Origin of the sequence: Enterobacter sp. CM29 (genome assembly GCF_013179605.1) — a bacterium.
GTDB classification, from domain to species: domain Bacteria; phylum Pseudomonadota; class Gammaproteobacteria; order Enterobacterales; family Enterobacteriaceae; genus Enterobacter; species Enterobacter intestinihominis.
Genome location: NZ_JABMCU010000044.1, coordinates 1 through 24980, shown reverse-complemented (window position 1 = coordinate 24980; position 24980 = coordinate 1). Strand labels below are relative to the sequence as shown.

Annotated in this window: 24 protein-coding genes, 5 tRNA genes and 1 pseudogene; 17 read left to right on the top strand and 13 right to left on the bottom strand. The window is 55.3% G+C overall.

From position 1 onward, the window contains the following. The 16 genes from HP459_RS08105 to luxS form a co-directional block, all read left to right on the top strand. Positions 1–211, top strand: a 211-nt coding sequence (locus tag HP459_RS08105) for a metal ABC transporter permease (RefSeq protein ID WP_171936093.1), incomplete at its 5' end; no start/stop codon positions are given. A 14-nt stretch (positions 212–225) separates the two neighbouring features. Further along, positions 226–1104, top strand: coding sequence for a metal ABC transporter substrate-binding protein (locus HP459_RS08100; protein WP_022649141.1), 879 nt, complete (start codon positions 226–228; stop codon positions 1102–1104). Positions 1105–1234: 130 nt separating this feature from the next. Beyond that, a complete protein-coding gene (gene pncC, locus HP459_RS08095; RefSeq protein ID WP_003862172.1) occupies positions 1235–1732 on the top strand; it encodes a nicotinamide-nucleotide amidase in 498 nt (165 codons plus the stop codon). 89 nt (positions 1733–1821) lie between these two features. Continuing rightward, complete coding sequence (gene recA / locus HP459_RS08090; protein ID WP_022649140.1) at positions 1822–2880, top strand: recombinase RecA; 1059 nt, start codon at positions 1822–1824, stop codon at positions 2878–2880. A 68-nt stretch (positions 2881–2948) separates the two neighbouring features. After that, complete coding sequence (gene recX / locus HP459_RS08085; protein WP_017382782.1) at positions 2949–3449, top strand: recombination regulator RecX; 501 nt, start codon at positions 2949–2951, stop codon at positions 3447–3449. A 131-nt stretch (positions 3450–3580) separates the two neighbouring features. Beyond that, entirely contained in the window at positions 3581–6208 is a 2628-nt protein-coding gene (gene alaS, locus HP459_RS08080) for an alanine--tRNA ligase (protein WP_171936092.1), read from the top strand. Between the two features lie 241 nt (positions 6209–6449). After that, entirely contained in the window at positions 6450–6635 is a 186-nt protein-coding gene (gene csrA / locus HP459_RS08075; RefSeq protein ID WP_000906486.1) for a carbon storage regulator CsrA, read from the top strand. 342 nt (positions 6636–6977) lie between these two features. Further along, positions 6978–7070: transfer RNA gene (locus HP459_RS08070), tRNA-Ser, on the top strand. 4 nt (positions 7071–7074) lie between these two features. Next, positions 7075–7151: transfer RNA gene (locus tag HP459_RS08065), tRNA-Arg, on the top strand. 64 nt (positions 7152–7215) lie between these two features. After that, positions 7216–7292, top strand: a tRNA-Arg gene (locus tag HP459_RS08060). 64 nt (positions 7293–7356) lie between these two features. Further along, a tRNA-Arg gene (locus HP459_RS08055) sits at positions 7357–7433 on the top strand. Between the two features lie 29 nt (positions 7434–7462). Beyond that, positions 7463–7539 (top strand) — tRNA-Arg (locus tag HP459_RS08050). A 251-nt stretch (positions 7540–7790) separates the two neighbouring features. Next, positions 7791–8357, top strand: coding sequence for a fructose-1-phosphate/6-phosphogluconate phosphatase (gene yqaB / locus HP459_RS08045; protein WP_022649138.1), 567 nt, complete (start codon positions 7791–7793; stop codon positions 8355–8357). Further along, positions 8354–8782, top strand: coding sequence for a YqaA family protein (locus HP459_RS08040; protein WP_017692791.1), 429 nt, complete (start codon positions 8354–8356; stop codon positions 8780–8782). Before yqaB ends, HP459_RS08040 begins: the two co-directional genes overlap by 4 nt. Positions 8783–8865: 83 nt before the next feature. Beyond that, positions 8866–10410: a glutamate--cysteine ligase gene (gene gshA, locus HP459_RS08035; RefSeq protein WP_058676734.1), complete on the top strand. Its 1545-nt coding sequence runs from the start codon at positions 8866–8868 to the stop codon at positions 10408–10410. A gap of 152 nt (positions 10411–10562) precedes the next feature. Continuing rightward, positions 10563–11078, top strand: coding sequence for an S-ribosylhomocysteine lyase (gene luxS / locus HP459_RS08030; protein WP_003862180.1), 516 nt, complete (start codon positions 10563–10565; stop codon positions 11076–11078). Between the two features lie 61 nt (positions 11079–11139). Here luxS and HP459_RS23495 read toward each other — a convergent pair. From HP459_RS23495 to HP459_RS07965, 13 genes and pseudogenes are all read right to left on the bottom strand, one after another. Further along, positions 11140–11283, bottom strand: a pseudogene (locus HP459_RS23495) (hypothetical protein); the annotation flags it as partial. 229 nt (positions 11284–11512) lie between these two features. Then, complete coding sequence (gene emrB, locus HP459_RS08020) at positions 11513–13060, bottom strand: multidrug efflux MFS transporter permease subunit EmrB (protein ID WP_022649134.1); 1548 nt, start codon at positions 13058–13060, stop codon at positions 11513–11515. Positions 13061–13076: 16 nt separating this feature from the next. Then, the gene (emrA, locus tag HP459_RS08015) at positions 13077–14249 is read right to left on the bottom strand and encodes a multidrug efflux MFS transporter periplasmic adaptor subunit EmrA (protein ID WP_022649133.1); all 1173 of its coding nucleotides are present in this window, start codon (positions 14247–14249) and stop codon (positions 13077–13079) included. A 128-nt stretch (positions 14250–14377) separates the two neighbouring features. Next, complete coding sequence (emrR, locus tag HP459_RS08010; protein ID WP_017694792.1) at positions 14378–14908, bottom strand: multidrug efflux transporter EmrAB transcriptional repressor EmrR; 531 nt, start codon at positions 14906–14908, stop codon at positions 14378–14380. Positions 14909–15222: 314 nt separating this feature from the next. Beyond that, a complete protein-coding gene (locus HP459_RS08005; RefSeq protein WP_017692795.1) occupies positions 15223–16407 on the bottom strand; it encodes an MFS transporter in 1185 nt (394 codons plus the stop codon). A 209-nt stretch (positions 16408–16616) separates the two neighbouring features. Further along, a complete protein-coding gene (gene proX, locus HP459_RS08000; protein ID WP_017382774.1) occupies positions 16617–17612 on the bottom strand; it encodes a glycine betaine/L-proline ABC transporter substrate-binding protein ProX in 996 nt (331 codons plus the stop codon). A gap of 9 nt (positions 17613–17621) precedes the next feature. After that, positions 17622–18686 carry a glycine betaine/L-proline ABC transporter permease ProW gene (gene proW, locus HP459_RS07995; protein WP_023298447.1) on the bottom strand — a complete coding sequence of 355 codons (1065 nt, stop codon included), beginning with the start codon at positions 18684–18686 and terminating at the stop codon, positions 17622–17624. Continuing rightward, a complete protein-coding gene (gene proV / locus HP459_RS07990) occupies positions 18679–19881 on the bottom strand; it encodes a glycine betaine/L-proline ABC transporter ATP-binding protein ProV (RefSeq protein ID WP_022649131.1) in 1203 nt (400 codons plus the stop codon). The genes proW and proV overlap by 8 nt, the downstream gene beginning before the upstream one ends. Positions 19882–20214: 333 nt before the next feature. Further along, complete coding sequence (nrdF, locus tag HP459_RS07985) at positions 20215–21174, bottom strand: class 1b ribonucleoside-diphosphate reductase subunit beta (RefSeq protein WP_022649130.1); 960 nt, start codon at positions 21172–21174, stop codon at positions 20215–20217. Positions 21175–21183: 9 nt separating this feature from the next. Then, a complete protein-coding gene (gene nrdE, locus HP459_RS07980) occupies positions 21184–23328 on the bottom strand; it encodes a class 1b ribonucleoside-diphosphate reductase subunit alpha (RefSeq protein WP_045308451.1) in 2145 nt (714 codons plus the stop codon). Further along, positions 23301–23711, bottom strand: coding sequence for a class Ib ribonucleoside-diphosphate reductase assembly flavoprotein NrdI (gene nrdI / locus HP459_RS07975; RefSeq protein WP_022649128.1), 411 nt, complete (start codon positions 23709–23711; stop codon positions 23301–23303). Before nrdI ends, nrdE begins: the two co-directional genes overlap by 28 nt. Beyond that, positions 23708–23947 carry a glutaredoxin-like protein NrdH gene (gene nrdH / locus HP459_RS07970; RefSeq protein WP_017382770.1) on the bottom strand — a complete coding sequence of 80 codons (240 nt, stop codon included), beginning with the start codon at positions 23945–23947 and terminating at the stop codon, positions 23708–23710. Before nrdH ends, nrdI begins: the two co-directional genes overlap by 4 nt. Before the next feature lie 243 nt (positions 23948–24190). Next, entirely contained in the window at positions 24191–24517 is a 327-nt protein-coding gene (locus tag HP459_RS07965; protein WP_017382769.1) for a DUF883 domain-containing protein, read from the bottom strand. Positions 24518–24675: 158 nt separating this feature from the next. Here HP459_RS07965 and HP459_RS07960 point away from each other — a divergent pair. Continuing rightward, positions 24676–24980: DUF2002 family protein (locus HP459_RS07960; RefSeq protein ID WP_171936091.1), on the top strand; the 305-nt coding region annotated here is incomplete at its 3' end.

Here is a 24980-nt window from a genome sequence, read left to right as displayed (position 1 = left end):
GGCACGCTGCTGGGTGCGCACCCTGCCAGGGTTACTTCTGATGGCGGGTATCAGCGGTATTTTTTGCGCGTGGCTGGGCTTAAGCCTTTCCTGGGCAGTGAGTCTGCCCGCCGGGCCCTCCATTGTGCTGACCGCCAGCGCATTGTTCTTTATTTCCGTTTTATTTGGCACGCGCAGCAGGCTGGCGGATAGCCTGCGGGCGCTTTTTTAACGCAAGGGGAAACGATGAAACGTACAGGGTTAGCCGTGGCGCTCGCGCTCGGCATGATGACGCACGGCGTAATGGCGAAAACGCTTAATGTGGTGACCAGCTTTTCCATCCTGGGAGACATCACGCAGCAGGTTGGCGGCGATCGTGTGAAGGTGACGACGCTGGTGGGGCCGGACGGTGATCCCCATACTTTCGAACCCTCGCCCAAAGACAGCGCGGCGTTGAGTAAAGCTGACGTGGTGGTGGTCAATGGGCTGGGGCTGGAGGGCTGGCTCGATCGTCTGGTGAAAGCCTCCGGATTCAAAGGCCAGCTGGTGGTTGCTTCGGACGGCGTGAAAACGCACACGCTGGAAGAGGACGGTAAAACCGTGACCGATCCGCACGCGTGGAACAGCGCGGCGAACGGCGCGCTGTATGCGCAAAATATTCTCTCTGGGCTGGTGAAGGCCGATCCTGAAGATACGGCGGCGCTTGAAGCTACCGGTAAACCCTATATTGCGCAGCTCTCTCAGCTGGACGGTTGGGCTAAAAAGCGTTTCAGCGACATCCCACAGGCGAAGCGCAAAGTGCTGACCAGCCACGACGCCTTCGGCTATTTCAGCCGCGCCTACGGCGTGACGTTTATGGCGCCGCAGGGGCTGTCGTCTGAGAGTGAAGCCAGCGCGGCGCAGGTAGCGGAGATCATCAATCAGATTAAAGCTGACGGTGTGAAAACCTGGTTTATGGAAAACCAGCTTGATCCGCGCCTGGTGAAGCAGATTGCGACCGCCACGGGCGCCCAGCCGGGCGGTGAACTTTACCCGGAAGCGCTGTCCGCGAAGGGCGGCGTGGCGGACACCTACGTCAAGGCGTTTCGCCACAATGTGGATACCCTCGCTAACAGCATGAAATAAGCGTCTCTCTGGCCGGTGCGCCCGCATCGGCTTTTTTCTGAAGCCCCCTCGTAAAACCCGACGCGCATCCCCATATTTGATGAGAAAGTGCTATCTTGTGCTGCATGTTTTTCTAAGGCCTGGAGCGAGAATGACTGACCATGAATTGATGCAGCTAAGCGAAGTGGTGGGGCTGGCGCTGAAACAGCGCGGCGCGACTCTCACGACCGCAGAATCCTGCACCGGCGGCTGGGTGGCGAAAGCAATTACCGATATTGCTGGCAGTTCCGCCTGGTTTGAACGCGGCTTTGTGACCTACAGTAACGAGGCTAAAGCGCAGATGATTGGCGTGCGTGAAGCCACGCTTGAGCAGCATGGCGCGGTCAGCGAGCCGGTGGTGATCGAAATGGCGATTGGCGCGCTGAAAGAGGCGCGCGCAGATTACGCTATCTCCATCAGCGGTATCGCGGGGCCGGACGGCGGCAGCGACGTGAAGCCTGTCGGCACCGTCTGGTTTGGCTTTGCCACCTCAAAAGGTGAAGGGATCACCCGCCGGGAATGCTTCAGCGGCGATCGCGAAAGCGTGCGTCGTCAGGCAACGGAATACGCGTTAAAAACGCTCTGGCAACAATTTCTACAAAATACTTGATACTGTATGACTATACAGTATAATTGCCTCAACAGAACAGAAGTCCATGGTGAAGCGCAGTTGCTTCTCCCGGCATGACAGGAGTAATAATGGCTATCGACGAAAACAAACAGAAAGCGTTGGCGGCAGCACTGGGCCAGATCGAAAAGCAATTCGGTAAAGGCTCCATCATGCGCCTGGGTGAAGACCGTTCCATGGATGTGGAAACTATCTCCACTGGTTCGCTTTCTCTTGATATCGCACTGGGCGCTGGCGGTTTGCCGATGGGCCGTATCGTAGAAATCTACGGTCCGGAATCCTCGGGTAAAACCACCCTGACGTTGCAGGTTGTTGCGGCGGCACAGCGCGAAGGTAAAACCTGTGCGTTTATCGATGCCGAGCACGCGCTGGACCCGGTCTATGCCCGTAAACTGGGCGTTGATATCGACAACCTGCTGTGCTCACAGCCGGACACCGGCGAGCAGGCCCTGGAAATTTGTGACGCGCTGGCGCGCTCAGGTGCGGTTGACGTGATCATCGTCGACTCCGTTGCGGCGCTGACGCCAAAAGCGGAAATTGAAGGTGAAATCGGTGACTCTCACATGGGCCTCGCGGCACGTATGATGAGCCAGGCGATGCGTAAGCTGGCGGGTAACCTGAAGCAGTCCAATACGCTGCTGATCTTCATCAACCAGATCCGTATGAAAATTGGTGTAATGTTCGGTAACCCGGAAACCACCACCGGCGGTAACGCTCTGAAATTCTACGCTTCTGTCCGTCTGGATATCCGCCGTATCGGCGCGGTGAAAGAGGGGGATAACGTCGTCGGTAGCGAAACCCGCGTGAAGGTTGTGAAGAACAAAATCGCAGCACCGTTCAAACAGGCTGAATTCCAGATCCTCTACGGCGAAGGTATCAACTTCCTCGGCGAGCTGGTTGACCTGGGCGTGAAAGAGAAGCTGATTGAAAAAGCGGGCGCATGGTACAGCTACAACGGTGACAAGATTGGTCAGGGTAAAGCGAATGCTATCTCCTGGCTGAAAGAGAACCCGGCGGCGGCGAAAGAGATTGAGAAAAAGGTGCGTGAACTCCTGCTGAGCAACCAGGACTCTAAACCTGATTTCGTGGTCGACGGCGCGGATGCTGAAGAAACCAACGAAGATTTTTAATCCTCTCGGATAAAAATGAAGGGCTGCTGATGCGGCCCTTTTTGCATTTCTGAATCGACAGGTTTTTTATGAGTGAACCGACATCACGCCGACCAGCCTACTCACGCTTGCTGGATCGGGCCGTGCGTATTCTTGCCGTGCGTGACCATAGTGAACAGGAGCTGCGGCGGAAACTGTCAGCGCCCGTCATGAGCAAAAACGGTCCGGAAGACATTGATGCCACCGCGGAAGATTATGACCGCGTGGTTGCCTGGTGCTACGAGCATCACTATCTGGATGACGGCCGTTTTGCCGCTCGCTTTCTTGCCAGCCGTGGTCGTAAAGGCTATGGGCCAGCGCGTATCCGCCAGGAGCTGAACCAGAAAGGTGTAGCCCGTGAATCGATTGAAAAAGCCATGCGCGAAAGTGAAATCGACTGGTGCGAACTGGCGCGTGAGCAGGCGGTACGAAAGTACGGTGAGCCGCTGCCGCGTGAATTTTCAGAAAAAGTTAAAATCCAGCGCTTTTTGCTCTACCGCGGCTTCCTGATGGAAGATATTCAGGATATCTGGCGTAATTTTACCGATTGAACGCATGCGGGATTTTACTTCCCACTAAAGAAAACTTATCTTATTCCCACTTTTTCCAGTAGCTGGTCCGTCCAACTGTTTACAGATACAGATCTGCTGCGACATTTCGTTAGCTTGATTTCAGGATAATTATGAGCAAGAGCACCGCTGAGATCCGTCAGGCGTTTCTCGATTTTTTCCATAGTAAGGGACACCAGGTTGTTGCCAGCAGCTCCCTGGTACCGAACAATGACCCGACTCTGCTGTTTACCAACGCCGGGATGAACCAGTTCAAGGATGTGTTCCTTGGTCTCGACAAGCGTAATTATTCCCGCGCCACAACCTCACAGCGTTGCGTGCGTGCGGGCGGTAAACACAACGATCTGGAAAACGTCGGTTACACCGCGCGCCACCACACTTTCTTCGAAATGCTGGGTAACTTCAGCTTCGGCGACTACTTCAAACACGACGCCATTCAATATGCGTGGGAACTGCTGACCGGTGAAAACTGGTTTAATCTGCCGAAAGAGCGTCTGTGGGTGACCGTGTATGAGACCGATGACGAAGCGTTCGACATCTGGGAAAAAGAAGTGGGTATCCCTCGCGAACGTATCATCCGTATCGGTGACAACAAAGGCGCGCCTTACGCGTCTGATAACTTCTGGCAGATGGGTGACACCGGCCCTTGCGGTCCGTGCACCGAGATCTTCTACGATCATGGTGACCACATCTGGGGCGGCCCTCCGGGAAGCGCGGAAGAAGATGGCGATCGCTACATTGAGATCTGGAACATCGTCTTCATGCAGTTCAACCGTCAGGCCGACGGCACCATGGAGCCGCTGCCAAAACCGTCCGTAGATACCGGTATGGGTCTTGAGCGTATCGCGGCCGTTCTGCAACACGTTAACTCCAACTATGAGATTGACCTGTTCAGCACCCTGATCAAAGCCGTTGCCGAAGTGACGGGCGCAACCGATCTGAACAACAAATCACTGCGCGTTATCGCAGACCATATTCGTTCCTGTGCGTTCCTGATTGCTGACGGCGTTATCCCGTCGAATGAAAACCGTGGCTATGTGCTGCGTCGTATCATTCGTCGTGCGATCCGTCATGGCAACATGCTGGGCGCGAAGGACACCTTCTTCTATAAACTCGTTGGGCCACTGATTGGCGTGATGGGCTCTGCCGGTGACGAGCTGAAACGCCAGCAGGCGCAGGTTGAACAGGTTCTGAAAACCGAAGAAGAGCAGTTTGCCCGTACGCTGGAGCGCGGACTGGCGCTGCTGGACGACGAGCTGGCGAAACTCAAGGGCGACACGCTGGATGGCGAAACCGCTTTCCGCCTGTACGACACCTACGGCTTCCCGGTTGACCTGACGGCGGACGTTTGCCGCGAGCGCAACATCAAAGTTGACGAAGCAGGCTTTGAAGCCGCAATGGAAGAGCAGCGTCGTCGTGCGCGTGAATCCAGCGGTTTTGGCGCGGACTACAACGCGATGATTCGCGTTGATAGCGCGTCTGAATTTAAAGGCTACGAAGAGCTGGCTCTGACCAGCAACGTGACCGCGCTGTTTGTTGACGGTAAAGCCGTAGACAGCATTAGCGCAGGTCAGGACGCGGTTGTTATCCTGGATAAAACACCGTTCTATGCGGAATCCGGCGGCCAGGTTGGCGATAAAGGCGAACTGAAAGGCAATGGCTTCAGCTTCAGCGTAAGCGATACCCAGAAATACGGTCAGGCAATTGGTCACCAGGGCAAACTGGTTTCCGGTTCTCTGAAAGTGGGCGAGGGCGTTCAGGCCAACGTTGACGAAGCTCGCCGCGCGCGCATTCGTCTGAACCACTCGGCAACCCACCTGATGCACGCAGCCCTGCGCGAAGTGCTGGGTACGCACGTTGCACAGAAAGGTTCTCTGGTTAACGACAAAGTGCTGCGTTTCGACTTCTCGCATTTTGAAGCGATGAAGCCGTCTGAAATTCGTGCGGTGGAAGACCTGGTGAATGCCCAGATCCGCCGTAACCTGCCAATCGAAACCCACATCATGGATCTTGAGGCAGCGAAGAAGAAAGGTGCGATGGCGCTGTTTGGCGAGAAATATGACGACCGCGTTCGCGTGCTGAGCATGGGCGACTTCTCTACCGAACTGTGTGGCGGTACTCACGCATCCCGCACCGGTGACATCGGCTTGTTCCGCATCGTTTCCGAGTCGGGTACGGCGGCAGGCGTGCGTCGTATTGAGGCGGTGACCGGGGAAGGTGCAATTGCCAGCCTGCATGCGCAGAGCGACCAGCTGCACGAGATCGCGCAGCTGCTGAAAGGCGATAGCCAGCACCTGGGCGAGAAAGTGCGTGTCGCGCTGGATCGTACCCGTCAGCTGGAAAAAGAACTCCAGCAGCTGAAAGAACAGGCTGCGGCGCAGGAGAGCGCAAACCTCTCCAGCAAAGCGGTAGACATTAAGGGCGTCAAACTGCTGGTCAGCGACCTGGCGGGCGTTGAGCCTAAGATGCTGCGTACCATGGTCGACGATCTGAAGAACCAGCTTGGTTCGACGGTTATCGTGCTGGCAACGGTCGCAGAGGGTAAGGTTTCTCTGATTGCGGGCGTCTCTAAGGATGTGACGGATCGTGTCAAAGCAGGGGAACTGATTGGCATGGTCGCCCAGCAGGTGGGTGGCAAAGGTGGCGGTCGTCCGGACATGGCGCAAGCCGGTGGTACGGATGCGGCGGCACTTCCCGCGGCATTAGCCAGCGTTGAAAGCTGGGTAAGCGCGAAACTGTAATAACTACAAAGCACAAGCAGACGCCATAGCGGTAACGTTATGGCGTCTTGCTCACTGCGCTATCGATAACGATAAAGTCAGGTTGAGTTTGTGTATATCGGCTAAACTTACGTTTAACAGAATGTGATGCCGTGACTGCTTACACTTTACGTGTTTGTCATCGCTTACTTTTTGGCGTTATATGATGGATAATGCCGGGATACAAGAGACCCGACTCTTTTAATCTTTCAAGGAGCAAAGAATGCTGATTCTGACTCGTCGAGTTGGTGAGACCCTCATGATTGGGGATGAGGTCACCGTGACAGTTTTAGGGGTAAAGGGTAACCAGGTACGTATTGGTGTTAACGCTCCTAAAGAAGTATCTGTCCACCGTGAAGAGATCTACCAGCGTATCCAGGCTGAAAAATCCCAGCAGTCCAGTTACTGATATTGTCGCGTCTCGCTGTCGGGCGAGACGCAACCCTCCCGCTATTTTTCCTGCATAAAGTTACCGTTCTATTTCAAACGCTTCGTTTTTGACCACTCTCATAATCTTATCTCATGCAAATGACGCGCTTCTCACAACACAATTCTGTGAAGATGCCTGCAAAATCCGCTTATAAAACACTCTCTTTGCGGCTTTTACATGCGAATTGCGTGCGAATTGTGCAAACGAAAAAAGCATGTGGAAAATTGTTTGACTTATAAGTCCCAGAAAGTAATATATGCGCCACGCAGCGACGAGAAGCTCTTAACGAGTTACTCGAAGCACTCGAAAGAGGCGTTGTGTGGTGAGGTGGCCGAGAGGCTGAAGGCGCTCCCCTGCTAAGGGAGTATGCGGTCAAAAGCTGCATCCGGGGTTCGAATCCCCGCCTCACCGCCATTTTGCATCCGTAGCTCAGCTGGATAGAGTACTCGGCTACGAACCGAGCGGTCGGAGGTTCGAATCCTCCCGGATGCACCATCTATTACTTCATATTGCTTTCGAAGTGATATGAATATCGAGCAGTACAGTAGTAAATCCCGATGCATCCGTAGCTCAGCTGGATAGAGTACTCGGCTACGAACCGAGCGGTCGGAGGTTCGAATCCTCCCGGATGCACCATTTTTTACTTCATATTGCTTTTGAAGTGATATGAGTATCGAGAAGTACAGCAGTAAATCCCGATGCATCCGTAGCTCAGCTGGATAGAGTACTCGGCTACGAACCGAGCGGTCGGAGGTTCGAATCCTCCCGGATGCACCATTTACTATTTCTGAAAGCAGTTCCCTGATGCATCCGTAGCTCAGCTGGATAGAGTACTCGGCTACGAACCGAGCGGTCGGAGGTTCGAATCCTCCCGGATGCACCATATTCTCCGAGATAATAGCCACGCTGTTGTTTCAAGGTCTGCGTGTTAATCGCAAGCACCAGGGAGGATAACGTTGCTTCAGCAACGGCCCGCAGGGCGAGGCGCTGCCGAGTAATCCTCCCGGATGCACCATCTTCTCCCCCCCTTTGTTTATTCCTTCGACGTTCCGTCAGCAATCACGCTCTCTGTCAGCGACAAAAATCCCCTTTTACGATAAAGTAATGCTTTGTTAATCGTTTAGCGAGAGCACGATGTACGCACAGTATGACGGTTTGATCTTCGACATGGACGGCACCCTCCTGGATACCGAACCCACGCATCGTCAGGCCTGGACCGAAGTCCTGGGCCGTTACGGTATGCGCTTCGATTTACAGGCGATGATTGCCCTCAACGGATCGCCCACCTGGCGTATCGCACAGGCCGTGATTGAGCTGAATCAGGCCGATCTCGACCCGCACCAGCTCGCGCGTGAAAAAACCGACGCGGTAAAAGCCATACTGTTAGACACCGTGCAGCCTTTACCACTCATTGACGTCGTCAAGGAGTGGCACGGCCGTCGTCCTATGTCTGTCGGTACGGGCAGCGAGAGCGCGATTGCTGAAGCGCTACTCAAACACCTTGGCCTGCGCCACTATTTTTCTGCCGTCGTTGCCGCCGATCATGTTAAACATCACAAACCCGCACCGGATACCTTCCTGCGCTGTGCAGAATTAATGGGTGTACCACCTGCAAAATGCGTGGTGTTTGAAGATGCTGATTTTGGCATTCAGGCCGCGCGTGATGCCGGAATGGCGGCGGTGGACGTTCGCTTACTGTGAGTGACGCGCTGTCACTCGCTTCATTATTCGCCAGCAGTTTTTTAAGCTCCACCCTCTTACCGGGGAATTCGGAAGTGGTGCTGGTGGCGATGCTGTTGTCCGGCGTGAGTCAGCCCTGGTTGCTGGTCTTAATAGCAACAATGGGTAATAGCCTTGGAGGGCTGACTAACGTTATTCTTGGACGTTTCTTTCCGCTACGCGAAAAATCTCGCTGGCAGGAAAAGGCAGTGGGCTGGCTAAAACGCTATGGCGCTGCCACGCTGTTATTAAGCTGGATGCCTGTAATAGGCGATTTACTGTGTCTGCTGGCGGGATGGATGCGCATCTCCTGGGGACCGGTGCTCTTTTTTTTGTGCCTTGGCAAGGCGTTACGCTATGTTTTACTGGCATGGGTAACACTACAGGGTATGACGTGGTGGCACTAATTGGTGGAATGAATTCGCGACCTTCAATCGTCAACCATTACAATTATGCTGAGTGACAATTTTTTGACAGGCGGGAGGTCAAATTGATCCCGGACGTATCACAGGCGCTGGCCTGGCTGGAAAATCACCCTCAGGCACTGAAGGGGATTCAGCGTGGGCTTGAGCGCGAAACGCTGCGCGTAAATGCGGATGGTAGCTTAGCGACTACGGGACACCCGAAGGCGTTAGGCTCGGCGCTGACACATAAATGGATCACAACCGATTTCGCCGAAGCGCTGCTGGAGTTCATTACGCCAGTAGACGGTGATATTGATCATATGCTGACGATCATGCGCGACGTGCATCGCTTCACCGCCCGCAACCTCGGCGACGAGCGTATGTGGCCGCTCAGCATGCCGTGCTATATCGAGCAGGGGCAGGAGATTGAGCTGGCTCAGTACGGCACCTCGAATATTGGACGGCTGAAAACGCTGTATCGCGAAGGACTGAAAAATCGCTACGGCGCACTGATGCAGACGATCTCTGGCGTGCACTACAATTTCTCTCTGCCGATGGCGTTCTGGCAGGCGAAGTGCGGTGAAACGGATAAAGAAGCGATCTCCGCGGGCTACTTCCGCCTGATCCGCAACTACTACCGTTTTGGCTGGGTTATTCCGTATCTGTTCGGCGCGTCCCCGGCTATCTGTTCATCGTTCCTGCAAGGGAAACCGACCACGCTGCCGTTCGAGAAGACTGAGTGTGGCATGTACTATCTGCCGTACGCGACCTCGCTGCGCCTGAGCGACCTTGGCTATACCAATAAATCGCAAAGCAATCTCGGAATTACGTTTAACGATCTGCACGAATATGTGGCAGGCTTGAAGCGGGCGATAAAAACCCCGTCCGAAGAGTACGAAAAAATCGGCCTCGAAAAAGACGGCAAGCGCCTGCAAATTAACACCAACGTGTTGCAGATTGAAAATGAACTGTATGCGCCGATTCGTCCGAAGCGCGTGACGCGCAGCGGTGAAACGCCGTCGGATGCGCTACAGCGCGGCGGGATCGAATACATTGAAGTGCGCTCGCTGGATATCAACCCGTTCTCACCGATTGGCGTTGACGAGCAGCAGGTTCGCTTCCTTGACCTGTTTATGGTCTGGTGCGTACTGGCGGATGCGCCGGAAATGAGTTCCGACGAACTTTTGTGTACTCGTGCCAACTGGAATCGCGTGATTCTGGAAGGGCGCAAGCCGGGCCTGACGTTAGGTATTGGCTGTGAAACGGCTCAGTTCCCACTGTCCAAGGTAGGGAAGGATCTGTTCCATGACCTGAAGCGCGTAGCCCAGACGCTGGATAGCGTGTACGGCGGCGAAGCTTACCAGAAGGTCTGCGACGAACTGGTTGAAAGCTTCGATAACCCGGAACTGACATTCTCAGCACGTATTCTGCGTTCTATGATTGAACAGGGAATTGGTGGCACAGGGCGTTCACTCTCAGCGGAGTACCGTGAGATGCTGATGCAGGAGCCGTTAGAGATCCTGAGCGAAGCGGATTTTGTGGCAGAGCGCGATGCGTCCGTTGTGCGTCAGAAAGAGGTCGAAGCGGCGGATACGGAGTCGTTTGAGGCGTTTCTGGCGAAGCAGGCCTGAACCAAAAGAAAAAGGCCACATCGCTGTGGCCAAAATATACATCTCTGAATTCAGGGATGATGATAACAAATGCGCGTCTTTCATATACTCAGACGCGCATTCTGTAGAAGAGTTCAGTTTATTTTAAAAAAAATCACTATCGGAGGTGACGTATGCCGTTATTAGATAGCTTTACTGTCGACCATACCCGTATGGAAGCACCAGCAGTCCGCGTGGCGAAGACCATGAACACGCCGCACGGCGACACGATCACCGTTTTCGACCTGCGCTTCTGCGTGCCGAATAAAGAAGTGATGCCAGAGAAAGGCATTCACACGCTGGAACACCTTTTCGCCGGATTCATGCGCGACCACCTGAACGGCAACGGCGTGGAGATCATCGATATCTCTCCGATGGGCTGCCGCACCGGTTTCTACATGAGCCTGATTGGTCAGCCTGAAGAGAAACGCGTCGCGGATGCGTGGAAAGCGGCCATGGAAGACGTGCTGAAGGTGAAAGAGCAGAACCAGATCCCAGAGCTGAACGTTTACCAGTGTGGCACTTACCAGATGCACTCTCTGGAAGAAGCTCAGGAGATTGCCCGCCATATCATCGAACGTGATGTTCGTGTAAACAGCAACGACGAGCTGGCCCTGCCAAAAGAAAAACTTCAGGAACTGCACATTTAGTATTATGCCTGTGGATGCCCGGTGGCGCTTCGCTGACCGGGCCTACAATACTGATGACGACAACCACGGCCAGCTCCGCGCTGGCGACGCCGGTATCGCGATCGTTTTGCGGATGCACGCTGATACAGACGTCGCTGCGGCGGCTGAAGTAGTGGCAGAAATACTCGATCTGGTCGAAATAGACGTTCGGCGTGCTCACTTCGACGTAAGTCTGTCGAGAGCCAGCGCGTGGCGCGGGTGTGTTCAGCATGGTACGCTCCTGTTGTCTTTTCACTCTCGTGAATCAATTTCAGGCGCGCTGCTTTATCGGAACTGACAATCGCTGTCGCGTTTTGGACACGGTGCGGTGTTTTGCCGGATGGCGGCTACGCCTTATCCGGCCTACGTTCGTAGGCCCGGTAAGCGTAGCGCCACCGGGCAACCCGTGCACAGGGCTAGTGCGCTCCACCGCCCCCGCTACCGGCACCAAACGGTGGTTTGGCAAACCACACCAGCCCCAGCAGGACGATGAAGATCCCCGCCGATATCCAGAAAATCTCGTTTGCCGAGATAATCAGCCCCTGGTTGGTGATCTGCTGGGCAAGCCAGCCGGACGCCTGCTGCTCCGTCATCCCCATCCCCTCAAGCTGGCTATACATCTGCTGAGCGTTAGGGTTGAACGGGTTCACCGCTTCGGTCAGCTGGGCATGGTGCATCGCTTCCCGGTTGGTCCACAGCGTGGTGGTGATCGATGTCCCGATGGAGCCCGCCAGCGTACGGGTGAAGTTCGACAGGCTCGATGCCGCCGCCATCCGCTCAGGCGGCAAGCCCGAAAGCGTAATGGTGGTCAGTGGCATAAAGAAGCACGCCACAGCAAAGCCCTGAATAAACTGCGGCCACGCGGAGGCGCCAAAGTCCATTCCCGGTTCAAACGTATACGCGCGCCAGTAGAAGCAAACGGCGTACATGATGAAGCTGAACGTCACCAGCCTGCGCATGTCGAGCTTATGGGCGAAACGGCCAATAATCGGCGACAGCAGAACCGGAATTAACCCCACCGGCGCGGAGGCCAGCCCCGCCCAGGTTGCGGTATAGCCGTACACCTCCTGCAACAGCTGCGGCAGCAGAACAATCGCGCCGAAGTAGAGCATATAGGCGAGGCTGATACAGAGGCAGCCGATGGTGAAGTTTCGCGATTTAAACAGCGAGAGGTCGACTATCGGATTTTCGTCCGTCAGCTCCCAGACAATCAGGAAGCTAATGGCAACCACGGCGACCACCGTCAGCACGATGATTTCCGTAGAGGCGAACCAGTCCAGCTCTTTGCCGCGGTCGAGCATGATTTGCAGGCTGCCGATGCCGACAACCAGCAGTGCCAGCCCGATGCCGTCGATCCGCCGCTGTTCGGTCCGCGTTTCGCGACCACGCAGAGACTGTAGCGTCATCAGCACCACCAGCGCACCGATGGGTACGTTGATGAAGAAGATCCAGCCCCAGTGATAGTTATCGCTGATATAGCCGCCGAGGATTGGCCCGCAAATTGGGGCGACAATCACCGTCATCGACCACAGCGCGAGCGCGATGGAGCGCTTGGCGGGCGGATAGTTGTTCAGCAGCAAACTCTGCGACAGCGGAATCAACGGCCCGGCGACAATCCCCTGGATGACGCGGAAGAAAATCAGCATCGTCAGGCTGCTGGACATGCCGCAGGCCCAGGAGGCCAGCACGAACAGGATCGTCGACCAGAGGAACAGCTTCACTTCACCGACGCGCTTCGCCAGCCAGCCGGTGATGGGAATAGAGATGGCGTTCGCCACCCCGAATGAGGTAATGACCCAGGTCCCCTGGCTCAGCGATGAGCCAAGGTTCCCGGCGATCGTAGGGATCGCCACGTTTGCGATGGTGGAGTCCAGCACCTGCATGAATGTCGCCAGCGACAGCGCAATGGTCATAATGACCAGCTGCGCCCCCTCAAGCGGTTTTTGCGGCTTTTGCTGTTGCATAACGCTCACCTTCGGCTTAACCGGCGTTTGCCTTCACGATGTCATCGATCAGCTTATTGACCGGATCGAGGCTAATTTCACGGGCGTTACTTTCATAAGCTGGCGTGCTGCGCACCTGGCTTGCGAGGATCTGACCGTCGCGGTTGGCGGTATCGACCGTCACCAGCGTGGAAAGGCCAATTCGCAGCGGATGGTCTGCCAGCTGCTTAGGATCCAGCTCGATACGTACAGGCAAGCGCTGTACCACTTTGATCCAGTTGCCGGTGGCGTTCTGTGCAGGCAGCAGGCTGAAGGCGCTGCCGGTCCCCATGTCCAGACCGACTACTTTACCGGTGTACTTAACGTCATCGCCGTAGATATCGCTGACCACGGTTGCGGTCTGGCCGATACGCATATGCGCCAGCTGGGTCTCTTTGAAGTTCGCGTCCACCCACAGGTTGTTCGCCGGAACGACCGCCATCAGCGGCGTGGTGGTGCTAATTTGCGCACCCGGCTGCACGGAACGACGGGAAACGTAACCGGTCATCGGGCTGACGATTTTGGTACGTTGCAGGGCAAGCCATGCGTTACGCACTTCGGTCGCCGCCTGTTTCACCGCTGGCTGGTTTTCCAGAGAGGTGCCCAGCACCATCGCCTGGTTGGCATTGTACTGTTGGATCGCCACGTCCAGCTGCGCCTGTGCGCTCGCCACCGCATCGCGGGCGTGCTGCAACTCTTCACGGCCAATCAGGTTGGCGGTGCCGAGAGGAACACGACGCTTGAGGTCGCTCTGCGCCTGGGCCAGGGCCGTTTTCTGCACGTCGATATTGGCCTGAAGCTGTTTGCTGTTGATCATCAGCTGGCGGGTCTGGCGAACGCTGGAGGCCAGCGCCGTCTGTGCTTTTTCAAACGCCTGTTGGGCGTCGGTCGGGTCAAGCGTGACCAGCACATCCCCTTTTTTCACAAAGTCGGTGTTGTCAGCCCAGACTTTCGTCACGCTGCCTGACACCTGCGCCATGATTTGAACCTGATTCCCTGCCACGTATGCATCGTCTGTCTCTTCAACATGACGCAAGACTAAAAACCAATAGATCCCATATGCCACGGCAATAATAATAAAGAGCAAGGTCAGCAGAATAAGGGCGCTCTTACGTTTGCCCTTCTTGTTGACCGGTTGCTGCGGGGGGGTGTTCTCCGCATTTGCGCTCATTGTTGTTCTCCACGATCTTTTTATTTTCACATCGGCTGAGCCGACCTGTTGTCAGAAAGGCCAGCAGTTTCACGTGCTGGCCTGTCAGTTTTTCTTTTGCAATCTGGAATGTTGAGCGGATCGTCGCGTTAGCGCAGCGCCTCAAGAATGACGCCATCTTCATCCATCTGGTCCAGACGGGTGAGCAGCTTGCGAGTAATGTGCTCAAGCTGGTCGCGCTCGGCGGTGCTGAGGGCAGACCAAAGCTGGTGCAGGCAGTTATGCTGCGGTGGCAGCACTTCGCGCAGGAATTCGTGACCTTTCTCGGTCAGTTGCAGATGCAGGCAGCGGCGATCGTTATCGCTCTCACGGCGCTCTATCCAGCCGCGCTTCTCCAGCTCATCAGCAATACGGGTTGCATTGGTACGGGATGAACCCAGCGCGCAGCTCAGTTCAGACGGCTGAATGCTGTGGTTTTCCTGAGACTCAAGCGTAATCAACGCCATAAACAACGTCTCGTTAATCCCTTGCGCTTTCAGCATCTTGTTACGATTTTCCAGCAGCTTACCCTGCATGTGCATGCACAGGCGGGTCAGCAGGATCTCCTGATACGGGAAGTCCTCATGACGACTGGCGCGGAACTTAAGCATTTGTTCAATGGGCGTAAACGAACTATCCATTTTGGGCATAACCTCATTAATTACAGCCGATATAGTAACGATAGTGACAAATAATGTAAATGAATTATTTGTGCGGTTATATCCGCCAAACGTATGTCACCATCAGAAAGCGCCGGGTAAATCCGTGACCCGGTGAGCACAGAAAGTGTGGGGTGTGTACCCGCGAAAGAGGGGATGTGAGGACAGGGGTCTGAACTATTCATGCCGGTAGTAAATATGTCACCCACAGTAAAATTTCTGGGATAAATGATTACCGTTACCTTAACAGATGCAGGCCCCCTTTACACCCCAGGGGGCCCAAAGCAATGTAAAACTTAGTGAATTGCTTCCTGGCGGTGATAGCCGCGCCACCATACCAGCAGATTTATCGCCGCCACGATGGCGCCGATTGCGCACACGCCCGTCCAGCCCGCATGCTGCCAGGCGGAGGCTGAGATTAGCGAGCCCGCCGCGCCGCCGATAAAGTAGCTGGTCATGTACCCGGCCGTCAGACGGTTACGGGCGTCTGGTTTGACGCGGTAAATCACGGTCTGGTTGGTGATATGAACGCCCTGCACGGTGAGGTCGAGTACCAGAATACCGACAATTAGCGCCAGCACTGAGACGTGTCCGTACCAGATAGCCGCCCATGAGAGCAGGAGTAAAACCAGCCCTGCGGAGGTGGTCATATGAGATTTACCTTTGTCGGCCAGGCCACCCGCCGGGCGCGCGCCCAGTGCGCCAGCCGCGCCTGCCAGCCCGAACAGGCCAATCACGCCTTCTGAGTAGTTAAACGGCGGCGCGGCGAGCAGAAACGCCATCGACGTCCATAAGATGCTGAAGTTGGCGAAGGTGAGACACCCCAGAACGGCGCGTGTGCGCAGGAGTTTATCCCGGGTGAAGAGGCTGAAAACGGAGGCGAGGAGCTGCGGATAGTTCAGGTGATTCTCCTGCTTCACCTTTGGCAGGCCGCGCCACAGGGCCAGCGCCATGATAACCATCAGTACGCTTGCCACCCAGTAAACGGTGCGCCAGCCGCCGAGGCTCGCCAGCAGCCCGGCAACGGTTCGCGCCAGCAGGATGCCCAGCAGCAGGCCGCTCATAATAGTGCCAACCACTTTGCCGCGTTTTTCCGGGGAAGCCAACGTCGCCGCGAGGGGAACCAGAATTTGTGCCACCACCGAGAACAGCCCCGTCAGCGCGGTACCGATAATCATCATCGTTAACGACTGGCTGCTGGCGGTGATCAACATCCCGCCTGCGGCCAGCAGCGTCATGGAGACGATAAGCATCCGGCGCTCAAACATATCGCCTAATGGCACCAGGAACAGCAGCCCGGCCGCATAGCCGAGCTGCGCAGCGGTGACGATAAAGCCGGCGGAGCTGGCTGAAAGATCGAAAGCACGCGCGATAGTATCAAGCAGAGGTTGCGCGTAATAGTTGCTGGCGACGGCCAGTCCCGTTGCCACGGACATTAAAAGGATGAGTGCGGGGCTAAGCCCTTGAGTTGTTTTTGTCATTTGTTTCAGGAATCGTAAGTTAAGTGATTATTTTTCCGGAAACATAATAACCAATGATTGTGAATGTTGGGGGATTGTTACGTGGTGGATTGTGCGGTTTAGGTTGGGTGCGGTTTGATCCCCTCACCCTATCCCTCTCCCCAAAGGGGAGAGGGGATTTTATACACCCTCTCCCCTTTGGGGAGAGGGCAGGGTGAGGGGTAGTATTTTTACTTCTGCGCCTCAAGCGCCTCTTTCACCCAGCCATCGAACTGCTGCTGGTGGGCTTTGATCCAGCCATCCACGTGGCCTTTGATATCAGCTTCGGATGATTTACCCGCATGCATCATCGCGTTCTGGGCGTTAATGTCTGCCAGCGGCAGTTTCATCACCGAGAACAGCTTCGCCGCCGCCGGGTTTTTCTCGGCCCAGGCTTTGTTCGCCACGATATGCATGGTATTCACCGGGAAGCCATAGTTCATGCCGTTTGGCAGTTTGGTGTCGATATCTTTCTGCTCGCCCGGCAGGGAGGAGAAGGGCACCTGCAACCACACCACGTCTTTGCCCGGCTTCAGCACGTCGCTCACCCAGTACGGCGTCCAGGTGTAGTAGATCACCGGCTTGCCTTCTTTAAAGCGGGCGATGGTATCGGCCATCATCGCAGAGTAATTGCCGTGGCTCACGTCGACGGTCTTCGCCAGATCGAAGGCTTTGTTCTGGTGGTTAATCACCGCTTCACAGCCCCAGCCCGGCGAGCAGCCCATCATGTCGGCTTTGCCGTCACCGTTGGTATCAAAGAGTTTGGCGATCTTCGGATCTTTCAGCTGTTCAATATTGGTGATGTGATACTTATCCGCGGTTTTCTTGTCGATCAAATATCCCTGCGCAGCGCCGGTCACAAAGGTGCCTTCGCGGTAGAATTTCTTGTCACCGCCTGCGGCGGCATACATATCGTCGTGCAGCGGCTGCCAGTTCACGGCGGTAAAGGTGGCATCGCCGGAGGCAATAGAGGTATAGCCCACGTTGTAATCCACTTCACTGGCGGTATTCACCGTATAGCCCAGTTTCTCCAGCGCACGGCTGACAATCTGGGTCTGGAAGGACTCTTCCGAAATGGTGCTCTGCACCGGCTGCACGGTAATGCCTTTGCCCGGCAGGTCAGCGGCAACTGCGCTGGTGGAGACAAGGGTCGCAAACGCTGTGGCAAAAAGTACGTTATGTCGCATCGTTGTTCCTTATTTTGTGAATGGGCGGGTGAGTAACCCGACAGGGCCGGTGGTATACCAGCGACGGTTGCCGCGACTGCGTGAATCACGACCGACAGCCTGGGTCAGGCGGTCAAGAATGATGGCGAGGATCACAATCCCGACGCCGCCGACGGTCGCCAGCCCCATATCGAGACGGCCAATGCCGCGCAGTACCATCTGACCTAACCCGCCAACGGCAATCATTGAGGCGATCACCACCATCGACAGCGCCAGCATCAGCGTCTGGTTAACACCTGCCATAATGGTCGGCATCGCCAGCGGAAGCTGAACCTTAAACAGCATCTGACGCGGGCTGGCGCCAAACGAGCGTGATGCCTCTATCAGATCCGCAGGCACCTGGTTAATGCCCAGAATGGTCAGGCGAATAATCGGCGGCAGGGCGAAGATAATGGTCACGACCACCCCCGGTACGTTACCGATGCCGAACAGCATCACGATAGGCACCAGGTAAACGAACGCTGGCGTGGTCTGCATTGCATCCAGCAGCGGGCGGATAATTTTTGCGGCCCGCGGGCTGCGCGCCAGCCAGATCCCCATCGGCAGGCCGATCGCCACGCAGAACAGCAGGGCGGTCAGCACCAGCGCCAGGGTGATCATCGCCTGAGACCACGCGCCAATCGCGCCGATGGCAACCAGGGAGATCAGCGTGGCGATCCCCATACCCGCGCTGCCGAACTGCCATGCGATCAGCGAGAACAGGATAATCGCCACCGGCGCGGGCATGCCCAGCATCAGCTGCTGGAAGCCGTTCAGGATGTAATCCACCGGGATACGGATCCCCTGGAACACCGGACGGAAGTGGGTAACGACCCAGTCGATCCCCTCCGTTACCCAGCTATCCAGCGGGATCAGCGTCTTGTGGAACGGATCCATAATATTGAAATGCTCTGGGGCAGGCGCCGGTGCGCTGTTGAGCCAGTCTGCCGCGCCGCCGCCATCGGCAGGCGCAGGCGTCGACCCCCACGCATCGGCAGATTGCGCCGCGCTGTCCGCTGCTTCAGTGGTGCCCCATGGGTTTGATTGATCAGCCATTGTTTGTCCCCTCGCGATCTAAAGCCTGTAGCAGCATCCGTTTTGAGATGATGCCAACGTACTGTTGTTCTTCACCGACAACCGGCACGGCGCACGGCGCCTGACCCACGTGAGAGAGCAACTCGCTGAGCGGCGTTTCGGCGTCCACGGCAAGCGGAGCGTCAATCAACGCCGCATCGATTCCCTGGTTTTCGCTCAGGGCGGTTTTCAGGGAGTCGATGGAGACAACGCCGACAAATTTATTGCCGCGTTCAACCAGATAACCGTATTCACGGTCTTCGTCCTGCAACAGTTTCAGCGCGGAGCGCGGACCAAAACCTGGCGTTTTTCGAATAATGCCGTTTGGTGTTCGACGGGCAATATCTTTCGCACTGAATACGTGGCTAATATCCACGCCGCGGAAGAAGGTGCGCACATAATCATTCGCCGGATTATTGAGAATTTCATCCGGTGTGCCGACCTGCACCACTTCACCATTTTGCATAATGGCGATACGGTCGCCAATACGCATGGCTTCATCCAGATCGTGAGAAATAAAAACAATGGTGCGCTGATGTTTGGCCTGTAATTTTACCAACTCATCCTGCATCTCGGTGCGAATTAAGGGATCGAGCGCCGAGAAGGCTTCGTCCATTAATAAAATATCCGGATTAATCGCTAATGCGCGCGCTAATCCTACGCGCTGACGCATACCGCCGGAGAGCTCATCCGGATACGCATGAGCATAATTTTCCAGCCCGACCTGACGCAGTGCATCAAGGGCTTTTTCCTGACGTTCCTGAGCGGGCGTGCCGGCTAACTCCATGCCAAAGGCGGTATTATCGAGTACCGTCATGTGCGGCATCAGTGCAAATGACTGAAACACCATCGCAATTTTCTTTCTGCGCACCTCGCGGAGTTCCGCGTCTGATATTCTGGCGATATCAACGCCGTCAATCAGCACCTGTCCGCGGGTGGGTTCAATCAGGCGATTGAGAAGGCGAACCATAGTGGATTTACCCGAACCGGATAATCCCATGATGACAAAAATCTCGCCTTCTTCAATGGCCAGACTGGCGTCTTTAACGCCAAGCGATAGCCCGGTTTTTTCCAGAATTTGCTCTTTCGAAAGGCCTTTCTCAATATATTTGAAAGCACGCTGCGGGTGCTCGCCAAATACTTTATAAAGATTTTTCACTTCTAATTTAATTGCCATGCAATAGAGAGTGTCCTGTTATTTGTTTATGTCGATATGATTACCATGGTAAATAGTTAACTGGCATTACCCTAACATACTCAGAATCTGAGACAACCCTGCACCTGCCTGAGGTCGGAATTTTACCGCAAGCGAAACGGCTGAATTTCCCATGAATAAAGGGCTGAGGGCGCTTTGAATTTTTCTCAATTTTTTGCTACTGCATGGGAGAATTTCGCCTGAATCGGTGTGATTCAGGCGAATATGAAGGAGAAATTACAGTGTAGTACGTAGTGGAATATTCGGCTGAAAATAATGAAATGTAGAGTTAATTAATGAACGTTAATTCATTCATTAAAAATCCCAGTCCTCGTCTTGCGTCTCCACCGCTTTACCCATCACGTACGACGAGCCGGACCCGGAAAAGAAGTCGTGGTTTTCATCGGCGTTGGGCGACAGCGCCGCGAGGATCGCCGGGTTCACTTCCGCCATTTCCGGTGGGAATAACGCTTCGTAGCCCAGGTTCATCAGCGCCTTGTTGGCGTTGTAGCAGAGGAAGGCTTTTACGTCCTCTTCCCAGCCCGTTCCGGCGTACAGCTCCTCGGTATAGCTCAGCTCGTTGTCATACAGATCCATCAGTAAATCGAGGGCAAAACCTTTGAGTTCCTCGCGTTTTTCCGGGGTGACTTTCTCCAGTCCTTTCTGGTACTTATAGCCGATGTAATACCCGTGTACCGCTTCATCGCGGATGATGAGGCGAATCAAATCGGCGGTATTGGTGAGCTTGCCCCGGCTCGACCAGTACATGGGCAGCCAGAAGCCGGAATAGAAGAGAAAAGATTCCAGGAACACGCTGGCGATCTTCTTCTTCAGCGGCTCGTCGGCCCGGTAATATTCCAGCACCAGATCTGCCTTGCGCTGCAATGACGCGCTCTCTTCGCTCCAGGCGTAGGCCGCGTCCACGTCTCTGGTCTGGCACAGGGTGGAGAAAATCGAGCTGTAAGAGCGGGCATGGACCGCCTCCATAAAGCTGATATTCGACATTACCGCCTCTTCGTGCGGGGTCAGCGCATCACTCATCAGCGCGGGCGCACCCACGGTATTCTGAATGGTGTCCAGCAGCGTCAGGCCGGTAAAGACGCGGATTGTCAGCTGCTGCTCGGCATGGCTCAGGGTTTGCCAGGCCGGAATATCGTTGGAGAGCGGCACCTTTTCCGGCAGCCAGAAGTTGCTGGTCAGGCGGTTCCAGACCTCCAGGTCTTTATCATCCTGAATTTTGTTCCAGTTAACGGCACTTACGCGTGACAGTTTCATCCTTTCTCCTTACAGCGCGCAGGACACGCAGCCTTCAATTTCGGTACCTTCCAGCGCGAGCTGGCGCAGGCGAATGTAGTACAGCGTTTTGATGCCTCTCTTCCAGGCGTAGATCTGCGCTTTATTGATATCCCGCGTGGTGGCGGTGTCCGGGAAGAAGAGCGTCAGCGACAGCCCCTGGTCCACATGTCTGGTCGCCTCGGCGTAGGTATCAATGATCTTTTCCGGGCCGATCTCATAGGCGTCCTGGTACAGAGCCAGATTCTCGTTAGTCATAAACGGGGCAGGGTAGTAGACGCGTCCGGTTTTGCCTTCCTTGCGGATTTCAATCTTCGACACGATCGGATGGATGCTCGACGTGGCATGATTTATATAGGAAATGGAGCCGGTTGGAGGAACCGCCTGAAGGTTCTGGTTATAGATGCCGTAGTGCATCACATCCTCACGCAGCTGTTGCCACATCTCACGCGTCGGCAGGGTAATGCCGGCGCGGTCGAAAAGCGCGCGTACTTTTTCGGTTTTCGGCTGCCAGTCGCCTTCCAGATACTGGCTGAAATACTCTCCACTGGCGTAGCGGGACTGCTCAAAGCCTGCGAACCGCTGGTTGCGTTCGCGCGCCAGCATCATTGAGGTATGCAGCGCATGCCAGGTGATGGTATAGAAATAAAGGTTGGTGAAATCCAGCCCTTCCGGGCTGCCGTAGGCGATACCCTCCCGCGCCAGATAGCCGTGCAGGTTCATCTGCCCAAGGCCGATGGCATGCGACGCGGCGTTGCCCGCCTCAATGGACGGTACGCTGCGGATGTGGCTCATGTCCGATACCGCCGTCAGCCCGCGAATGGCGGTCTCTACCGTGCGGCCAAAATCGGGGGAATCCATGGTGTGGGCAATATTCAGCGAACCGAGATTGCAGGAGATATCTTTGCCGATATCCGCGTAGTCGAGGTTCTCGTCGTAACTGGACGCGCTGTTGACCTGCAAAATCTCCGAGCACAGATTGCTCATGTTGATGCGCCCGGCAATCGGGTTGGCGCGGTTCACCGTATCCTCGTACATGATGTACGGGTACCCGGACTCAAACTGAATTTCGGCAAGCGTCTGGAAAAAGTCGCGGGCGTTAATGTATTTCTTACGAATGCGCTCGTCCGTCACCAGTTCGTCATAAAGTTCGCTGATGGCCACATCGCCAAAGGCTTTGCCGTAGATACGCTCGACGTCATACGGCGAGAAAAGCGCCATGTCGGCATTTTCTTTGGCCAGCTTAAACGTGATATCCGGGATCACCACGCCGAGCGACAGGGTTTTAATGCGGATCTTTTCGTCGGCGTTTTCACGTTTGGTATCCAGAAAACGCAGAATGTCCGGATGATGCGCGTGCAGATAAACCGCACCCGCGCCCTGACGTGCGCCAAGCTGGTTGGCGTATGAGAAGGCATCTTCCAGCATCTTCATCACCGGGATGACGCCGGAGGACTGGTTTTCGATGCGCTTGATCGGCGCGCCCGCTTCCCGCAGGTTCGAAAGCAGAAATGCCACGCCGCCGCCGCGTTTCGACAGCTGTAGCGCCGAATTTACCGCACGGCCAATCGACTCCATATTGTCTTCAATACGCAGCAGGAAGCAGGAGACCAGCTCGCCGCGCTGGGCTTTGCCGCAGTTAAGGAAGGTTGGCGTGGCGGGCTGGAAGCGACCGGAGAGGATCTCCTCCGTCAGTCTTTCGGCCAGGGCTTCATCGCCCTGCGCCAGCGTCAGGGCTACCATCACCACCCGATCTTCAAAGCTTTCTAAATAGCGTTTGCCGTCGAAGGTTTTCAGGGTGTAGCTGGTGTAATACTTCCACGCGCCGAGAAACGTCTGGAAGCGAAAACCGCTGGCGTGCGCCCGTTCAAACAATGCCACCGCGAAGGCGCGGTCGTAGCGGGTCAGGACGCGCTCTTCGTAATAACCCTCTTTTACCAGCCAGTCGAGGCGTTCCTGCTGGCTGCCAAAGACGACGCTGTTCGGGCGTACATGAGCGGCAAAAAAGGCGTCCACCGCCTCACGATCTTTGCCAAACTGAATGCGCCCCTCCCGGTCATAGAGGTTTAGCATGGCGTTTAATGCATGGTAATCCGGCGTCGCCTGAATCACGCGCTCTGCGGTTGTCGTTGCCAAAATTCGTTCACTCCTTTACGCACGTTCTCTACGTCCTGCTGTGTCCCCATCAGTTCAAAACGATAGAGATACGGCACGCCGCATTTTTGAGAGATGACATCCCCGGCGCGGGCAAAGGCCTCGCCGAAGTTACGATTGCCTGCCGCGATCACGCCGCGAATCAGCTGCCGGTTATGGGGATCGTTCAGAAAGCGGATCACCTGACGAGGCACAGCCCCCGCGGTGCCGCCACCGCCATAGCTGGGCACTACCAGAATGTAGGGTTCGTCTACCTGAATACGCTCCCGCTCGTTCAGCGGAATGCGAATCGCGGGCAGCCCGAGACGCTCCATAAACCGAAGCGTGTTTTCCGAGCTGCTGGAAAAGTAGACCAGCCTGCTCATGCACTGACGCCCTGAGCGGCAAGGCGGTTGATCATGTCCGGACGAAAGCCAGACCAGCTGGTGTCGCCGGCAACCACAACCGGAAGCTGACGGAAACCTTGCGCCCGCAGGGTGTCTGCCGCGTCAGGCACCTGATCTATATTGACCATCTCAAATGCCACGCCGCGGCTCTCCATCGCCCGTTTCGTGGCGTGGCACTGAACACAATCGTTACGAGTGTAAATAATAATGCTCATGATTCGTATTTCCATTTAGAATGAGAGAACGGCGCGAGTAAACGCGTCATGTTGTATCTGTCTTGCTAAAGGGAATACTAGATGTAGTTGAGATAACTTTCAACCACACAAGATATGGGAAATTCAGATTGATAAGGTCCCAATGATGAGCCTGGCGGGGCAGGGCGAACTGCGCGGGTTTTTCAGGCTTTCAGGCAAAGAAAAGCCCCGGCGCCTGAGGCTGCCGGGGCTGAGAACGCGTGCTTACTTACGCAGGCTAAGCAGGGCGCCGACAAAAATCCCGACGGCCGCGACCGTTCCCAACGTACACAGCGGTTTCTCTCGTACGAAGGTGGTGGCGCAGCTTGCCATATCGCAGGCCGCCTGAGTGGTACGTGAGCGGCCATTCATCCTTGCGCGCGTTTCACGCAGCAGAGACTGAGCCTTACGTTTCGCGGCATCTGCTTCATCCTTCGCGTCAGAGCCCCAGGATTTCAATACGGCTTCCAGCGTGTCCGCTAATTGGCTGACATCGTTACGAATATCCTGGGTGTCGTCGTTAATATCGTTTCGGTTCGGTCTGTTAAACATACGATCCTCCATAATTTGTGTTCCCGTTTAGTTTAGTCCAGAAATGTAATATCTGAAGCGAGTCACGGCTTATCGGGCAGTTTATGGAATATTCTGAAAGCCCTGCTAATGCTGAATACTGTAAGGTTGCCCGGCAGGTATGATAATGAGGAAAAGATATGTATTTACGACCCGATGAGGTGGCGCGCGTTCTTGAAAAAGAAGGGTTCACCATGGATGAGGTAACATCAAAAGCGTACGGATATCGCCGTGGTGAGAATTATGTTTACGTCAACCGTGAAGCAAGAATGGGGCGTACTGCTCTCATTATTCACCCGACACTCAAAGACAGAAGCCTGTCATTTGCTGAGCCCGCCTCGGATATTAAAACCTGCGATCATTATCAGCAATTTCCGCTCTATTTAGGCGGCGAGACGCATGAACATTATGGTATTCCGCACGGTTTCAGCTCGCGTATGGCGCT

Bases quoted from the DNA above. Each gene is read 5' to 3' on its own strand.
- HP459_RS08005 (WP_017692795.1), bottom strand. From the start codon at position 16,407: ATGACAAAAACAACTCAAGGGCTTAGCCCCGCACTCATCCTTTTAATG.
- nrdH (WP_017382770.1), bottom strand. From the start codon at position 23,947: ATGAGCATTATTATTTACACTCGTAACGATTGTGTTCAGTGCCACGCC.
- pncC (WP_003862172.1), top strand. From the start codon at position 1,235: ATGACTGACCATGAATTGATGCAGCTAAGCGAAGTGGTGGGGCTGGCG.
- yqaB (WP_022649138.1), top strand. From the start codon at position 7,791: ATGTACGCACAGTATGACGGTTTGATCTTCGACATGGACGGCACCCTC.
- emrR (WP_017694792.1), bottom strand. From the start codon at position 14,908: ATGGATAGTTCGTTTACGCCCATTGAACAAATGCTTAAGTTCCGCGCC.
- recX (WP_017382782.1), top strand. From the start codon at position 2,949: ATGAGTGAACCGACATCACGCCGACCAGCCTACTCACGCTTGCTGGAT.
- HP459_RS08100 (WP_022649141.1), top strand. From the start codon at position 226: ATGAAACGTACAGGGTTAGCCGTGGCGCTCGCGCTCGGCATGATGACG.
- recA (WP_022649140.1), top strand. From the start codon at position 1,822: ATGGCTATCGACGAAAACAAACAGAAAGCGTTGGCGGCAGCACTGGGC.
- proW (WP_023298447.1), bottom strand. From the start codon at position 18,686: ATGGCTGATCAATCAAACCCATGGGGCACCACTGAAGCAGCGGACAGC.
- emrB (WP_022649134.1), bottom strand. From the start codon at position 13,060: ATGCAACAGCAAAAGCCGCAAAAACCGCTTGAGGGGGCGCAGCTGGTC.
- csrA (WP_000906486.1), top strand. From the start codon at position 6,450: ATGCTGATTCTGACTCGTCGAGTTGGTGAGACCCTCATGATTGGGGAT.
- proX (WP_017382774.1), bottom strand. From the start codon at position 17,612: ATGCGACATAACGTACTTTTTGCCACAGCGTTTGCGACCCTTGTCTCC.
- HP459_RS07965 (WP_017382769.1), bottom strand. From the start codon at position 24,517: ATGTTTAACAGACCGAACCGAAACGATATTAACGACGACACCCAGGAT.
- luxS (WP_003862180.1), top strand. From the start codon at position 10,563: ATGCCGTTATTAGATAGCTTTACTGTCGACCATACCCGTATGGAAGCA.
- nrdI (WP_022649128.1), bottom strand. From the start codon at position 23,711: ATGAGCAGGCTGGTCTACTTTTCCAGCAGCTCGGAAAACACGCTTCGG.
- proV (WP_022649131.1), bottom strand. From the start codon at position 19,881: ATGGCAATTAAATTAGAAGTGAAAAATCTTTATAAAGTATTTGGCGAG.
- alaS (WP_171936092.1), top strand. From the start codon at position 3,581: ATGAGCAAGAGCACCGCTGAGATCCGTCAGGCGTTTCTCGATTTTTTC.
- nrdF (WP_022649130.1), bottom strand. From the start codon at position 21,174: ATGAAACTGTCACGCGTAAGTGCCGTTAACTGGAACAAAATTCAGGAT.
- emrA (WP_022649133.1), bottom strand. From the start codon at position 14,249: ATGAGCGCAAATGCGGAGAACACCCCCCCGCAGCAACCGGTCAACAAG.